This is a genomic window from Exiguobacterium sp. SH0S7 (assembly GCF_004337195.1).
Classification (GTDB): Bacteria; Bacillota; Bacilli; order Exiguobacteriales; family Exiguobacteriaceae; genus Exiguobacterium; species Exiguobacterium aurantiacum_A.
This window is the reverse complement of the sequence record NZ_SJVA01000002.1, coordinates 598,543-612,904: the sequence shown is the minus strand read 5'-3', so window position 1 is coordinate 612,904 and position 14,362 is coordinate 598,543. Positions and strand designations below refer to the sequence as shown.

Genomic DNA, 14,362 nt, shown 5'->3' with positions numbered 1-14,362 from the left:
GATGAGATTTCCCTTTGAGCAATCAAGAAAGACCCCTCAGAGACGATGAGGTAGATAGGTCATGGGTGGAAGCACGGCGACGTGTGGAGCTGAATGATACTAATCGGTCGAGGCTTTGATCTAGAAATGGTTTGTATTGATGAATCTTCAGTTTTGAGAGTTCAATCTCTTAAAAACATATTGACGTCATTGTTAAATGATGTTAATATAATACTTGTCTGGTGGCGATAGCGAAGCGGCCACACCCGTTCCCATGCCGAACACGGAAGTTAAGCGCTTCAGCGCCGAAAGTAGTTGGGGGTCTCCCCCTGTGAGGATAGGACGTTGCCAGGCAAGATCGTTCCGCAATAGCTCAGTGGTAGAGCAACCGGCTGTTAACCGGTAGGTCGTAGGTTCAAATCCTACTTGCGGAGCCACTTTTTCTCTTCTTTGGAGAGCTGTCCGAGTGGCCGAAGGAGCACGATTGGAATTCGTGTAGGCGGCACAACCGTCTCAAGGGTTCGAATCCCTTGCTCTCCGCCAGTTTATCCATATTGTATGGCCCGTTGGTCAAGCGGTTAAGACACCGCCCTTTCACGGCGGTAACACGGGTTCGATTCCCGTACGGGTCACCATTTAAATTTTATATCGTCGCGGGGTGGAGCAGTCTGGTAGCTCGTTGGGCTCATAACCCAAAGGTCGTTGGTTCAAATCCAGCCCCCGCAATTGTGTGGTCCTGTGGTGTAGCGGTTAACATGCCTGCCTGTCACGCAGGAGATCGCGGGTTCGAATCCCGTCAGGACCGCCATTTTTTTATTTAACTAAATTACTACATACATGGCTTTGTAGCTCAGTTGGTAGAGCAAAGGACTGAAAATCCTTGTGTCGGCGGTTCGATTCCGTCCAAAGCCACCATATGTGGGGGGGTAGCGAAGTGGCTAAACGCGGCGGACTGTAAATCCGCTCCCTCGGGTTCGGCGGTTCGAATCCGCCCCCCCCCACCACTTAGGGGCATAGTTTAGCGGTAGAACTACGGTCTCCAAAACCGTCAGCGCGGGTTCGATTCCTGCTGCCCCTGTTTATCATGGCGATTGTGGCGAAGTGGTTAACGCACCGGATTGTGATTCCGGCATTCGAGGGTTCAATTCCCTTCAGTCGCCCCATTTTGTTGGGCTGTAGCCAAGTGGTAAGGCATCGGATTTTGATTCCGACATGCGTAGGTTCGATCCCTTCCAGCCCAGCCATTTTGCGGAAGTAGTTCAGTGGTAGAATACGACCTTGCCAAGGTCGGGGTCGCGGGTTCGAATCCCGTCTTCCGCTCCATTTAATCTCTTTGGCGCCATAGCCAAGTGGTAAGGCAGAGGACTGCAACTCCTCTATCGTCGGTTCGATTCCGACTGGCGCCTCCAACATAATATGCCGGTGTGGCGGAATTGGTAGACGCGCACGACTCAAAATCGTGTTCCTCTGGAGTGTCGGTTCGACTCCGACCACCGGTACTCTCTGCGGGTGTAGTTTAATGGTAAAACCTCAGCCTTCCAAGCTGATGACGAGAGTTCGATTCTCTTCACCCGCTTCATATCTCTCTGCCCTTAGTGGCGGAGAGATTTTTTGTATGCGAAAATAAGAAGAGTGAGGTGATGAATGGGATGACTCCTGAGATACTAAAACAACAGATTGTCGAGTATGCTGCGTCAATCGGGATCGATGAGTTGAAAGTGACGACGGCCGATCCGTTCATCGTCATGAAACAACGACTCATCAAACAACAAGAGAAAGGTTTCGCTTCGGGATTTGAAGAACCCGACCTTGATAAGCGGACGACGCCTGAACTATTGTTAGAGGACGCCCAGTCTATCATTGCGATTGCGGTCGCCTACCCGAGCAAATTGAAAGATGCGCCCCGAAGCGTGGCGGGCGAACGGCGTGGGCTGTTCGCGCGTGCCTCATGGGGGCTTGATTATCATCGCGCCGTCGGCTCACGGCTTGAACAGCTTCAAGTGTATATCGAAGAACTCGTTCCCGGCGTCAAAACGCGCTCGATGGTCGACACGGGTGAACTCGTTGACCGGGCTGTGGCCGAACGGGCCGGAATCGGGTTTAGTGGAAAAAATTGCTCGATCATTTCGCCGGAGAAGGGATCTTACTTGTACTTGGGCGAGATGATTTTAGACACGTATCTGCCACCCGATACAGCAATCGAGGACGGGTGCGGGGACTGTGATAAATGCATGACCGCCTGTCCGACGACGGCGCTCGTTGAACCGGGTGTGCTTGACGCCAAACGGTGCATCGCTTACTTGACCCAGATGAAGACGCTCATGCCGCGAGAGTTCCGCTCGCAGCTTGGCGGACGCCTTTACGGCTGTGATACGTGCCAACAAGTCTGTCCATATAACCGTAAGAAAGATTGGCGCCATCATGAAGAGCTGTTGCCGGAGGCAGAAGTCGTAAAACCGCTGCTCGAACCGTTGCTCAGCTTGAGTAACCGCGAGTTCAAGGCGAAGTTTGGTCACTTGTCCGGTTCGTGGCGCGGCAAGAAGCCGATTCAACGTAACGCGATCTTAGCGCTCGCACATTACCGTGAACCGTCAGCCGTCTCGGTGCTCGAAACATTCATTCGAACCGATGAGCGTGAAGACATGCGGGCGACGGCTGTCTGGGCGATCGGCGCGATTCTCGGTACTGACGCCGAAGCAATCTATCAAGAGATCGAACGCGTAGAACAATCAGAACTGGTTAAAGAAGAGATTCGTATATTCCGAGAGGAGTGGGAACGTGAAGACCGTGTCATCTAAATGGGGAACGTTATCGTACGAATTAAATGAGCAGGGAAAATTAATCGCGTTAGACTTTGCGGAAACAAAACAGGCAGATGGGAGCGCACCGGTGTGGCTCGTCAACATGATCGAACGGGTCGAACGGGAAGGGCTCCAAGAAATTGACCGCGTGTGGATTGATATGAACGGGACGGTTTTCCAACAAGAAGTGTGGGATGCGTTGTTGACGATCCCGTCTGGAGAGACGCGGACGTATAAACAAATCGCGGAACAGATTGGACGTCCGAAAGCAGTCCGTGCCGTCGGCCAGGCGTTGAACCGTAATCCGTTACCTGTCATCTTCCCGTGCCATCGTGTCGTCGGCAGCAGCGGACAGCTCACGGGTTTTGCGGGCGGGCTCGATCAAAAACAACGATTACTCGATATCGAACAAGTGAAGTGAGGAATAGATTATGGCTAACCATGTAGTAATGTTTCAACCGGAAATCCCGGCAAATACGGGTAACGTCTCGCGGACGTGTGCGGCAACGAACTCGGTGCTCCATCTGATTCGTCCGCTCGGCTTCTCGACGGATGACAAGATGTTAAAACGGGCCGGCCTCGACTATTGGCAGTTCGTCGACGTCCGTTACCATGACTCGCTTGACGAACTATGGGCACAACATCCGGACGGCGAATTTTTCTATATTACAAAGTACGGCGAACAGTATCCGAGTGACCTTGACGTGTCTGACGTCGAGAAAGACTATTTCTTCGTCTTCGGACGTGAGACGAAAGGCTTACCGATGGAAGTGATCGAGGACAACCTTGACCGCTGCATCCGCTTGCCCCAGTCAAACCTCGTCCGTTCGCTCAACGTCTCGAACACGGCAGCCATCATCGTCTATGAGGCACTGCGCCAGCAAAGCTATGCGGGATTAAAGTAAGAAAAAAGAGCCCGATTCGTTAGAATCGAGGCTCTTATTGATTACCTTCAGGTTTTCTGTTGTATCCTGCTGTTAAGATCGCCGCAAGGAAGACGACACTGATTCCGACCATTAATAATAATCCCATTTAAAAATCCCCCTTTTGTTCTCCGTGACTACGAATATTATAATATACTTGATAATAGATTTGCACTGAATATGAGAAATTCTTGTGAAATGAGAGCCTATATGAAAACAAATGTGTACTTGTTAAGCTACGCCCCGTTGATTGGGATCATTCTTTTTTCGATGTCACTCGCTATCGCCACGTCTGAATACGCCATTCAATGGCTGACGCGTGTCGGGGTGTATAGTGAAATCATCGCTCTGTTGTCTGTTCAAGAGACGAAGATCCTCGTGCTCGTCATGTTCTTCACGATATACTTCATGCTGTTTAGCGCTTTCAAACTCGTCGCCGATACGTTCAACCAACTCGGTTTCGCATTTTTTGCGCGTGAGACGAACGGTAGCTCGCTCCATCGCTTAAAGCCAGGAGCAACGATTTTCTTGGTCGGTTCAGGTGTCAGTTTTTTGTTTTTGACTTCACTGCCGGCAGCGATTGCGGTCTTGCTTGGCACGTTTGTCGTCTATTTATTCTACTATATTTGGCAAGTCAGTCAGTTGATGTCGACACTTCGTGCAATCGGGCTCTTGTTGATTCAAGCGATGATGTGGGCGATTCTTTTAAGTGGGCTCGTCTGGGCGCTCCTCAGGCTGTTTAACTCGGTCGGGGATATCATCTTATGAACGGGCCTCACATAAAACTAGCCCCTTCAGAAGCTGTGATCAACGAATGGATCAAGTCGTTTATGCCTGCTCATGATTTGTACTTTATCGATGAACGGCTACTATCGCGGCTCGATCATTCTCCAGGCATATTGCTCATACCAAGAGAAGAGTTCAGTCAGCATCCGACATATCGGGATATTAGCGTCGCCAACAGCTACACATACTGGACGGTCGATCCGGTCGCGACACACGTTGTCCATGCGCCTAGCGGGTGGCTAACATCGTTACCGGACGCGTTGAGAAGCGATGTGCTCACATTTCAGGCCACGGTCGGCCGAGGACTTGTCTTTCGGTTAACGGACGACGAATCCAGACGAGAGTGGATGCCTTATATCATCAACGTGGACGGGGTGAGACACCTCGTCTTGCAACAAGATGTATGGACGCTGATGACGAACTTCGAGCGCCGTCAGCTAGTGCTGAACTACGCGAAAGAATGGGATGTGTGGGACGCACATGATTTACCACTTGAAGCACCAAGTCATTTGACGAGATACGCCAACATGTTCTCGACGGAGGCGGGGAGCAACTGCTTAGCGGCGACACTGTTTGCTGTGACGGGGGAAGACTGGTTGATCACGCAATGGGTCCATCCGAAGACGTTTTTACAGACACTGGCTCATGCGTCTTATACTCAAGTCGATGCGGCAGCTGAGGCAGGGGACGTTCTCACTTTTTGGGATGACGCCGGACGTTTGCAGCATGCGACGTATCGTATAGACGATGAGCTGTTCTTCAACAAGAACGGCCAGACGATGTTTAATCCGTGGAAAGTGATTGACGAAACCGAACTACGCGCAGCTTGGGGCGCATTTACCGTCAAAATATACAGACGGACGAAACAAGGCTAGAGGACGCGTCCTCTAGCCTTGTTTTTTAGCGATGCGCTTCTGTCCAAATGATAGCCGGGTATGCCTGGTTGGCAAGCTCCGGGAACGGACGCGGTGTGTCGGCACCGAGCCAGATCGCCGTGATCGTCTGATCGGTCAAGCCGACATACCACATGTCCTTATGCGAGTTGGTCGTGCCGGTCTTGCCTCCGACGTAAGGGCGTTTGATCTGGCCGGCGTAACGTCCCGTTCCGTACGTTGTGACGGCAGATAACGCTTCTTGCATCGCCGAGGCCGTCTCGTCCGACCAGACGGCTTGTTTCATCATGCCCGGGCTGATTGTCGGGGCGCCCGAAGCAAAGCGGATTTCTTTAATCGTCTGACCAGATACGTACACACCTTTATTGAGAAAAGGCGTGTACGCGGCAGCGAGTTCCTTCGGAGATACTCCTTGTGTCAGACCGCCGAGCGCGCTCGCGAGATTGCTGTCTTTGTCGGGATCCCACTGGCTGAACATCATGTCGGCCGTCTCGTAAGCTCGCTCTTGATCGATCGCCGTGAACGCGGCGAGTGCCGGTGTGTTATACGAGTAAGCGACCGTATCTTGGAGCGTGACGTCGCCTAGGACACGGTTGCCACTGTTCGTCGGGCAATACGTCCCGTAACAGACAGGTCGTCCGTCAAGCACCGTATCGAGCTTCGCTCCGGTCTCTTCGATGTAAGGCGCAAACACAAGGACAGGTTTTATAGCCGAGCCCGGCTGCCGGTACGCTTGGGTGGCCCGGTTGAATTCACCACTCTGCTTCATCTCAGAATCGACGAGGGCGACGATGCGCCCGTTCGGCGTCAATTCGGCATAGCCGCCGTTCAAGCCGTTCGGTAAGCGGCTCATCACTTGTTTCGCTTGGTTTTGACGTTCGACGGACAAATACGTTTCGACTGTTGCTTTATTGCTCGCCAAGTAATCTTTAGCCGCTTCTTCATCGAGGTCATAACGTGTACGGACGAGGCGGACCGCGTCTTTCATGACCGTGTCCATATAGTCTGGATAGCGGACTTTGTGGCTACGATAAGAGGCCTTGAGTTTGACGCCGTGAAACGCATCATATGCTTGCTTCGATAGGACACCCGCATCTCTCAATTGCGTTAGGATGCGATCTTTACGCTCGTAAAAGGCAGGAGATGGGTCAAGCGGATCGTAAAGGGACGGATTGTTCGGTACAGTCAGCAAGAAAGCAATCTGGTTCCAATTTAAATCGTCTAGTGGACGGGAAAAGTACGTATCGGCTGCCGACTGGATACCATAGATGTTATGACCGAAGAAAATAACATTACTGTAAGCGGTCATAATTTCTTTTTTACTATAATTTTTTTCAAGCGCTCGCGCGATCATTAATTCCTTTACTTTGCGCTCATACGTCCGTTCGTGCGTTAAATATTCATTCCGGGCCAGTTGTTGGGTAATCGTGCTCCCGCCTTGGACCGACGATTCGTTCGCGTTGTTGATGAACGCTCGGGCAATCCCTCCGAGGTCATAGCCGGGATGGGCGTTGAACTTCCGATCCTCAATGACGATGATTGCTTCACGGATGTGATTCGGAAGCCCATCGACGGAGACATCGTTGCGGCGACCGTTCAAATACAACTGTTCCGTCCCTCCTTTATAAGTCAGCATGACAGCATGTTTCGATGAGAGCGGAGCGGAGCGGACGGCCTCCTCGCCCCACGCGACAATCGTTTTCGCTTGGTCAATCTCTTCTTTTAAAGCTCCGCTGACTGTGAAGCCGACGGCAACCAATCCAGCAATAAACACAACCCCGAGCCATGCTCTCATCGTCTCACCTCTTTCTCTATTCATTATATCGTCAATCTTTCGATAAAATTCAAAATGTAAACGCTATCATATAATAATTTAAGCAGGAATACATTAGGAAACAGCGAAAAAGGGTAATAGAGGATTATATTATGAATTTAGGAGGCAGTACTATGAAGCAAGAAATGGTTGCGATGCTCCTCGCTGGCGGGGAAGGCAAGAGACTTGGGCCTCTCACACGGAAGACGGCGAAACCTGCCGTCAACTTTGGAGGGAAGTACCGGATTATCGATTTCCCACTATCGAACTGTACGAATTCGGGAATCACGACAGTCGGTGTGTTGACACAATATGAGCCGTTAGAATTAAACCGTTACCTCGGCATCGGGTCTGCCTGGGATTTGGATCGCCGCAATGGCGGATTAGCTATCCTGCCACCATACCAAGCTCAGTCGGGGAAAAACTGGTACGAAGGTACTGCGAATGCGATTTATCGGAACTTAAGTTATATCGATGCCTACGATCCGGAGTACGTGTTGATCTTGTCGGGAGACCACATTTACAAAATGGATTACGAGAAAATGCTCGATTTCCATAAAGAAAAACAAGCCGATGTGACGATTTCAGTCATGGCCGTACCATGGGATGAAGCACCGCGTTTCGGCATCTTGAATACGGGCGATGATTTACGGATCCAAGAATTCGATGAGAAACCTGAGAAGCCGAAGAGCAACTTGGCGTCGATGGGAATCTATATCTTCAACTGGAAAGTGTTGCGGGAACACTTAATTCAAGACGCAGAAGACGAGACGTCAAGCTTTGACTTCGGGAAGAACATCATTCCAAACACGCTCCTCGACGGATTGAATGTCTTTGCCTATAAATTCAAAGGCTACTGGAAAGACGTCGGTACGATCCAGTCGCTATGGGAAGCGAACATGGACCTACTCGAAGAAGATCCACCGTTCGATTTATATGACCCAGACTTTAAAATTTACTCGGTCAACCCGAACCAAACGCCGCAATTCATCGGAAAAGATGCTTGTGTCGAGCAGTCGGTCATCAATGAAGGGTGCCGGATCGAAGGAGAAGTCCAACATTCGGTCTTGTTCTATGACGTGCGTGTCGGCGAAGGGTCGCTCGTGAAAGACTCCGTCATCATGCCAGGGGCCCGCATCGGGAAAGACGTTACAATTCATCGAGCCATTGTTGCCAGCTGTGCCGTCATTGAAGATGGCGCGACAGTTGGTGAGCCGGGGGGCGACATCGTTGTCATCGAGCCGCATGAAAATATCGAAAGTGGAACAGTCTTCAAGCAACGTGCTTGATTATAAAATAGACCGACGCAAGGAGGCGTTATTGTTGACGAATGATTTGTTAGGAATCATCAACTTAGGTACCGAAGAGGGGTTATTCCCGGAGTTAACGGGACATCGCAACTTAGCAGCTGTCCCGTTCTCGGGGCGTTATCGTCTCATCGACTTTACATTGACGAATATGATTACCCAAGGTATCGATCAAGTTGGAATTTTTACACTTGATAAGTATCGTTCTTTAATGGACCATGTGGGATCAGGAAAAGAGTGGGATCTTGACCGCTCACAAGGCGGATTGCATATCTTCCCGCCGGCGCTTAAACCGGATGGCGAAGCCTATCTCGGAGATTTAGCGAACTTCTCGATGCACAGGGAACACTTCGTGCGTAGCAAACAAGCCTACGTTGTCATCACCGGCTCGAACGTGTTGACGACAATCGATTATCAAAACATGCTCGAACATCATAAATCGATGGGGGCGGACATCACGCTCGCCTATACGGAGCATGAACAAAAATGCGGCTACTGTCGTCCGATTCGACTCGGGGAGAATGACCGTGTCGTCGGAATCGGGGAGCGCGGCTTTAGTCCGGACGATGAGCATGCATATACGGAAACAATCGTCATGTCGAAAAACTTATTCCTTCGCCTCGTCGATGAAGCGACGTCAAAAGGGGAGTATGACTTGTTAGATGGAGTTATTCTTCCCCAGCTCCACCGTCTCCACGTTCATGGATATCACTATACGGGTAAAATGCAGGTGATTCATTCGGTGCTTTCGTACTATAATGAAAGTATGCGCTTACTTCGCCAAGAAGGAATCATCTACGACTTCCCTCATATTTACACGAAGATCAAACATGAGCCGCCGACTCGCTACTTGAAAGGGTCGAAAGTGAATGAAGCGCTAGTCGCCAATGGATGTAAAATCAGTGGAGAAGTTCAAAATAGTATTTTGTTCCGAGGTGTGGTCATCAGTGAACATGCGCGCGTCAAAAATTCAATCATTTTATCCAAGTCGATCATCGAAGAAGGAGCTGTCGTCGAGAACGCCATTTTAGACAAAGAAGTGGTCGTGAAACGTGGACAGGTCATTCGTGGAACGGTCGATGAACCGATCGTCATCAGAAAACGGACAACGGTTTAAAGGAGGATATTATGAAAATATGGTATGTCGCTTCAGAAGCGGCACCGTTCATGAAAACGGGGGGGCTTGCCGATGTGATTGGCTCGCTCCCTCAAGCGGTGTCTAGCCTCGGTGAAGATGTCAGTGTCGTAATGCCGAAGTACGGCTCGATTGCGCAAGAATATGTCGATGAGATGGAATATTTATTCGATTTGCTCGTCCCGGTCGGCTGGCGTAAGCAGTTCGGGGCCGTCTTGAAGTTAGAGCGCGACGGGATCACGTATTACTTTATCGATAACGAGTACTATTTTAATCGCGAAGGCGTGCTCTACGGTCATTACGATGATGCAGAACGATTCGCCTTTTTCTCCCGGGCCGTCCTTGAGATGATCGGACAGATTGAAGAAGTGCCGGACGTGTTGCACTGCCACGATTGGCAGACGGGTGTCGTTCCGGCGTTTCTACGAATCCATTATCAACACATCGAAGCGTACCAAAAGATTCGAACGGTCTTTACTATCCATAACCTGCAATACCAAGGGATTTTCCCAGAAGCTGTGCTCGGTGAACTGCTGCAGTTTGGGCACGAGCATTTCACGGCAGAGGGCATCCAACATAACGGCCTCGTCAATTACATGAAGGCCGGCATCGTCCATTCCGACCAAATCACGACGGTGAGTCCGTCTTATCGCGATGAGATCATGGAACCTTACTACGGCGAAGGTTTAGATGCGGCACTACGCCACCGTGCCGTCGACGTCCGCGGCATCTTGAACGGTCTCGATTTGGCGACGAACGACCCGAGCACGGACAAACGAATCGCACAAACGTATGATCTCGACACTTTCAAAGAAGGAAAGCTTGCCAACAAACGCATGCTTCAAGAACGGTACGGTCTCGAAGTGCGTGATGATATCATGTTGATCGGATTTGTGAGTCGTCTCGTCGAGCAAAAAGGTCTCGATTTGATTCATGCGGTGAACCATGAGTTGGGGAATTTGGACTGTCAGTTCGTCTTCCTTGGATCGGGTCAACCTGAATATGAGGCGATTGTCCATGAGATGACGGCAGCCCACCCTGGGAAAATCGGTTCTTACATTGGGTTCGATATCGAACTGGCCCACTTGATTTATGCGGGATCAGACGCCTTCTTGATGCCATCTCGATTCGAACCGTGCGGCCTTAGCCAATTGATTTCGATGCGTTATGGAACACTTCCGATCGTTCGTGAGACAGGCGGACTTCGAGACACGGTCAAACCTTACAATGATTACACGCAAGAAGGGACTGGATTCGGTTTCTTGAACTACAACGCTCACGAGATGCTCGCGACGATTGAAAAATCAATTCGTGTTTTCTACGAGGATAACACTTGGAATGCGCTCGTCCATCAAGCGATGACTTCGGACTTCAGCTGGAAACAATCCGCTAAGCAATACCGTGAGTTATATCACCTATTCGCATGACTGGAAGGAGATTTACACATATATGTTTACAGATAAACAGAGCTTCGTCACTTCGTTTCAAGAAAGATTCGTCGCCTTAAATGGGAAATCGTTCGATGAAGGGACCGAGCAGGAAGTGTATCAAACGTTGGCAACGATGGTGCGTGAACAAGCGATTCCGAAATGGATCAACACACGCGACAAGCAAGAAGCCAAACAGAGCAAGCAAGTCATTTATTTCTCGCTCGAGTTTTTGTTAGGCCGTTTCCTCTATAACAACTTACTCAGTATGGACGTTTTAGAAGTTGTCCAAGAAGGGCTTGAAGAACTCGGTTTTGATTTCACGGAAATCACGGAGTTCGAGCCGGAACCTGGACTCGGTAACGGCGGCCTCGGCCGTCTAGCCGCTTGTTTCCTCGATTCACTTGCCGCGCTCAGTCTGCCCGGTCACGGTAACGGGATTCGTTATCGTTATGGTTTGTTCAAACAAAAAATCGTCGATGGCTATCAAGTCGAGTTGCCGGATAACTGGCTCCGTAATGGGAATATGTGGGAGACGCGTCGCGCCGATCGTGCCGTTGACGTTAATTTTGGGGGCTGGATCGAGATGAAGCAGATCGGAGACCGTCTCCGTGTCGTTCATCACCCAGACGAAGTCGTCCGCGCCGTTCCATACGATATGCCGGTCATCGGTTACAAGAACGACGTCGTGAACACGCTCCGGCTTTGGAACGCGGAGTCGCCATTTGATGACGAAGAGTATATGGAACGCACGAAAGGGTCGTACAAAGACTTGTTGAAACACAAGCAGTCGATTGCGACAATTTCAGAGTTCCTCTATCCGGATGACACGACGTATGAAGGTAAAGTGCTCCGTTTGAAACAACAGTACTTCTTCGTGTCAGCGGGTGTCCAATCGATGATTGCGTCTTACTTGCGACACAACAAATCACTCAAACATTTAGGTGACTACTACGCAGTCCACATTAACGATACCCACCCGGTCGTCGCGATCCCTGAACTGATGCGGATTTTGATGGATGATCACGGGTATAGCTGGGATGAGGCGTGGCGCGTGACGAAGAGTGTCATGTCGTTCACAAACCATACACTTCTCGCCGAGGCGCTTGAAAAGTGGCCGGTCGAGATGTACGAGCGTCTATTACCACGAATCTATCAAATCATTAATGAGATTAATACCCGGTTCTGTAAAGACGTGCTCGTCAATTATCCACACCTTGAACCGCATATGGGTGAGATTGCAATCGTCTCGAACAATTACATTAATATGGCAAACCTTGCCGTCGTCGGATCACATTCGACGAACGGGGTCGCCCGTATTCATACAGATATTTTAAAACAACGCGAGATGCGCCACTTGTACGAAATGTTCCCGCTTCGTTTCAATAACAAGACGAACGGCATCACGCATCGACGTTGGCTCTTGAAATCAAACCCGCGGCTGTCGAACTTGATCACGGACGCAATCGGTCCGTCATGGATCGAGCACCCGAACGATCTTGAGAAGTTGATGGACGTCTCGAAAGATACGAGCTTCCAGGAGCAAGTGATGGAAGTGAAACAACAAAATAAACTCGACTTAGCGGCTTACATTCAAGATGAGACGGGGATCAGTGTCGACCCGAACTCGATTTTCGATGTTCAAGTCAAACGTCTGCATGCGTATAAGCGTCAGCTCATGAACGCGATGCATATTCACGCGCTCTATCAAAAGATTCAAACAGACCCGACGTTCACGATGGTTCCACGGACGTTCATCTTCGGAGCGAAAGCGGCGCCAGGTTATTATTACGCGAAAGAAGTCATTCGCTACATCAATGCCCTCGCGTCGATGATTAACAACGATAAACGGGCGAGTCAGTTCATCAAGATCGTGTTCCTTGAGAACTACCGCGTCTCGATGGCAGAACGGATCTTCCCGGGCTCGGATGTTAGTGAACAGATTTCGACGGCGAGCTACGAGGCGTCAGGAACCGGAAACATGAAGTTCATGATGAACGGAGCGCTCACAATCGGTACGCTTGACGGGGCGAACATCGAGATTCGCGATGCGGTCGGTGACGACCATATCTTCATTTTCGGATTGACGCCGCAAGAAGTCATGAACTATAAAAAATTCGGCGGGTATCATGCGGCCGATATTTATCATGCCAACACCGAAGTACGTAACGTCGTCGACGGTCTCGTCAATGGGACGTTCGATAAAGTCGGAGAATATCAGTTCCAAGCGATCTTTGATTCGCTTCTCGTCTATAACGATGATTTCCTCGTCTTGAAAGACTTTATGTCCTATATGCAGGCACAGCGACGCGTCGATGAAGTGTTCGCAGATAAGGCGCGTTGGGCGGAAAGTTCAATCGTCAATACGGCCAAGTCTGGTATTTTCTCGAGCGATCGCACAATCACGGAATATGCGAACGCGGTTTGGAACATCAAGCCGACGAGTGTGAAATAAAAAAATCCACCCGTTATGGGTGGACCTTATTTTCTGGATAACTGATCCAGTCAGAGTATGAGCCGGGATAGAGACGGACATCGTCTTTACCGAGCGCATGTAATGCCAAAATGTTCACGCAGGCGGTGACACCGCTGCCGCAATAAAAGATTGGGTTCGGGACATCGAGCACGTTGGCGTAAAGTTCGCGCAAATCGTGAAAGTCTTGAAGCGTCCCGAGCTCCGTGACGGCGTCTACGTATGGGCAAAGCAGGGCGTTCGGGATATGCCCGGCTTTTTTATCGATCGGTTCGTGGCTTCCGTCGTAACGGTCGGCCGTCCTTGAGTCATACAGGCCACCTGTTGTCGTTGCGGCGCGCACGTCTTCGATTGTGGCGATCATATCGTCGTTGAAATCAGGGACGTATGTCGAAGCAGGATACGTCGAAATCTCGGTCGTTGTCTCACCACAGTAAGTGATGCCGGCCTGGATTCCGCCTTCGAGCACGATGACGCGCTCATGGCCGGCCCACTTGAATAACCACCAAGCGCGTGCGGCGTATGGGAAACCGTCGTCGTAAATAATGATCAAGTCGTCTTTTTGGATACCGATGCGTCGGAGCGTTTCCGTCCACGCTTCTTTTGACGGGAGCGGGTGACGTCCGCCGTGAACGGACACAGGGCCTGACAAGTCTTCCATCAAGTCGAGATGGACGGCATTCGGGAGATGTCCTTGACGATAAACGTATTTTCCGTATGAAGCGTCGTTCAATGAATAGCGGCAATCAATAAATCGGATTGAGTCCGTATGGACGATTTGTTTCAATTCTTGGGCACGCATAGTTGGAAACATAGTATCACCTC

The 14,362-nt window shown here is 50.3% G+C and carries 11 protein-coding genes, 14 tRNA genes and 2 rRNA genes; 25 read left to right on the top strand and 2 right to left on the bottom strand.

The features are described 5' to 3' along the window. The 21 genes from EVJ22_RS06820 to EVJ22_RS06720 all read left to right on the top strand — a co-directional run. Window positions 1-123: ribosomal RNA gene (locus EVJ22_RS06820) — 23S ribosomal RNA — on the top strand; the annotation flags it as partial. A 94-nt stretch (window positions 124-217) separates the two neighbouring features. After that, window positions 218-333 (top strand): 5S ribosomal RNA (gene rrf, locus EVJ22_RS06815). A gap of 8 nt (window positions 334-341) precedes the next feature. Then, window positions 342-416 (top strand) — tRNA-Asn (locus EVJ22_RS06810). A gap of 15 nt (window positions 417-431) precedes the next feature. Then, window positions 432-522 (top strand) — tRNA-Ser (locus tag EVJ22_RS06805). Window positions 523-539: 17 nt separating this feature from the next. Next, window positions 540-614 (top strand) — tRNA-Glu (locus EVJ22_RS06800). Between the two features lie 17 nt (window positions 615-631). Beyond that, a tRNA-Met gene (locus EVJ22_RS06795) sits at window positions 632-705 on the top strand. A gap of 6 nt (window positions 706-711) precedes the next feature. Continuing rightward, window positions 712-787: transfer RNA gene (locus EVJ22_RS06790), tRNA-Asp, on the top strand. A 31-nt stretch (window positions 788-818) separates the two neighbouring features. Then, a tRNA-Phe gene (locus EVJ22_RS06785) sits at window positions 819-894 on the top strand. A 5-nt stretch (window positions 895-899) separates the two neighbouring features. Further along, window positions 900-983: transfer RNA gene (locus EVJ22_RS06780), tRNA-Tyr, on the top strand. Window positions 984-986: 3 nt separating this feature from the next. Further along, a tRNA-Trp gene (locus EVJ22_RS06775) sits at window positions 987-1,057 on the top strand. Window positions 1,058-1,066: 9 nt separating this feature from the next. Further along, window positions 1,067-1,142 (top strand) — tRNA-His (locus EVJ22_RS06770). Window positions 1,143-1,148: 6 nt separating this feature from the next. Then, window positions 1,149-1,223: transfer RNA gene (locus EVJ22_RS06765), tRNA-Gln, on the top strand. 4 nt (window positions 1,224-1,227) lie between these two features. After that, window positions 1,228-1,302 (top strand) — tRNA-Gly (locus EVJ22_RS06760). Window positions 1,303-1,314: 12 nt separating this feature from the next. Beyond that, a tRNA-Cys gene (locus tag EVJ22_RS06755) sits at window positions 1,315-1,388 on the top strand. Window positions 1,389-1,397: 9 nt separating this feature from the next. After that, a tRNA-Leu gene (locus tag EVJ22_RS06750) sits at window positions 1,398-1,478 on the top strand. A 6-nt stretch (window positions 1,479-1,484) separates the two neighbouring features. Further along, window positions 1,485-1,555, top strand: a tRNA-Gly gene (locus EVJ22_RS06745). A 73-nt stretch (window positions 1,556-1,628) separates the two neighbouring features. Beyond that, window positions 1,629-2,777, top strand: a complete 1,149-nt coding sequence (queG, locus tag EVJ22_RS06740) for a tRNA epoxyqueuosine(34) reductase QueG (protein ID WP_131443551.1) — start codon at window positions 1,629-1,631, stop codon at window positions 2,775-2,777. Continuing rightward, window positions 2,767-3,201, top strand: a complete 435-nt coding sequence (locus EVJ22_RS06735) for a methylated-DNA--[protein]-cysteine S-methyltransferase (protein WP_131441624.1) — start codon at window positions 2,767-2,769, stop codon at window positions 3,199-3,201. Before queG ends, EVJ22_RS06735 begins: the two co-directional genes overlap by 11 nt. Window positions 3,202-3,211: 10 nt before the next feature. After that, complete coding sequence (gene trmL / locus EVJ22_RS06730; RefSeq protein WP_070327891.1) at window positions 3,212-3,685, top strand: tRNA (uridine(34)/cytosine(34)/5-carboxymethylaminomethyluridine(34)-2'-O)-methyltransferase TrmL; 474 nt, start codon at window positions 3,212-3,214, stop codon at window positions 3,683-3,685. A gap of 228 nt (window positions 3,686-3,913) precedes the next feature. Beyond that, window positions 3,914-4,471, top strand: coding sequence for a DUF5366 family protein (locus EVJ22_RS06725; protein WP_131441616.1), 558 nt, complete (start codon window positions 3,914-3,916; stop codon window positions 4,469-4,471). A gap of 62 nt (window positions 4,472-4,533) precedes the next feature. Beyond that, window positions 4,534-5,364 carry a hypothetical protein gene (locus EVJ22_RS06720; RefSeq protein ID WP_158625504.1) on the top strand — a complete coding sequence of 277 codons (831 nt, stop codon included), beginning with the start codon at window positions 4,534-4,536 and terminating at the stop codon, window positions 5,362-5,364. 25 nt (window positions 5,365-5,389) lie between these two features. Here the strand turns inward: EVJ22_RS06720 and EVJ22_RS06715 are convergent, their stop codons facing one another. Further along, window positions 5,390-7,177: a transglycosylase domain-containing protein gene (locus EVJ22_RS06715; protein ID WP_233589631.1), complete on the bottom strand. Its 1,788-nt coding sequence runs from the start codon at window positions 7,175-7,177 to the stop codon at window positions 5,390-5,392. A gap of 152 nt (window positions 7,178-7,329) precedes the next feature. On the opposite strand from EVJ22_RS06715, the gene EVJ22_RS06710 reads away from it, so the two are divergent. The 4 genes from EVJ22_RS06710 to EVJ22_RS06695 are packed head-to-tail and all read left to right on the top strand — an operon-like array spanning window position 7,330 to window position 13,519. After that, the gene (locus EVJ22_RS06710; protein WP_071399201.1) at window positions 7,330-8,484 is read left to right on the top strand and encodes a glucose-1-phosphate adenylyltransferase; all 1,155 of its coding nucleotides are present in this window, start codon (window positions 7,330-7,332) and stop codon (window positions 8,482-8,484) included. 34 nt (window positions 8,485-8,518) lie between these two features. Beyond that, entirely contained in the window at window positions 8,519-9,619 is a 1,101-nt protein-coding gene (gene glgD, locus EVJ22_RS06705; RefSeq protein WP_131441613.1) for a glucose-1-phosphate adenylyltransferase subunit GlgD, read from the top strand. Between the two features lie 11 nt (window positions 9,620-9,630). After that, on the top strand, window positions 9,631-11,064 hold the full coding sequence (glgA, locus tag EVJ22_RS06700) for a glycogen synthase GlgA (protein ID WP_131443534.1): 1,434 nt from the start codon (window positions 9,631-9,633) through the stop codon (window positions 11,062-11,064). A gap of 22 nt (window positions 11,065-11,086) precedes the next feature. Next, complete coding sequence (locus EVJ22_RS06695; RefSeq protein WP_071399203.1) at window positions 11,087-13,519, top strand: glycogen/starch/alpha-glucan phosphorylase; 2,433 nt, start codon at window positions 11,087-11,089, stop codon at window positions 13,517-13,519. 13 nt (window positions 13,520-13,532) lie between these two features. Here EVJ22_RS06695 and EVJ22_RS06690 read toward each other — a convergent pair whose 3' ends face one another. Next, a complete protein-coding gene (locus EVJ22_RS06690) occupies window positions 13,533-14,351 on the bottom strand; it encodes a sulfurtransferase (RefSeq protein ID WP_233589630.1) in 819 nt (272 codons plus the stop codon). Window positions 14,352-14,362: the final 11 nt, after the last annotated feature.